This window comes from Moritella sp. F3 (assembly GCF_015082335.1).
Classification (GTDB): domain Bacteria; phylum Pseudomonadota; class Gammaproteobacteria; order Enterobacterales; family Moritellaceae; genus Moritella.
This window is the reverse complement of the sequence record NZ_BLRL01000065.1, coordinates 1-269: the sequence shown is the minus strand read 5'-3', so window position 1 is coordinate 269 and position 269 is coordinate 1. Positions and strand designations below refer to the sequence as shown.

The 269-nt window shown below is 51.3% G+C and carries 1 pseudogene; it reads left to right on the top strand.

Going from position 1 to position 269, the window contains the following annotated elements:
- Positions 1–269 (top strand): annotated as a pseudogene (locus JFU56_RS22505) (lipase); the annotation flags it as partial.

Below are 269 nucleotides of genomic sequence, written 5' to 3'. Positions count from 1 at the left end.
AGCATTGGTGGTGTTCATAAAGGCTCGAAAGTCGCCGACCTCGTGCGTGGTACCGTATCAAAAGGCTCAGCCGCGGGAGGTATTGCGGTTAAGATGGCTGGTGGATTGACTACGCTTATCAACCTATTATCTGGCGGAACGGATCTTGATCAAGATGGCCTTGCTTCCCTTGAAGCGTTGACCACCGAAGGTTCGCTTGCATTCAATCAGTTTTACCCTGAAGGCGTTCCGACGTCTGAGTGTGGCGATGGTGAATGGCAAGCCAATAA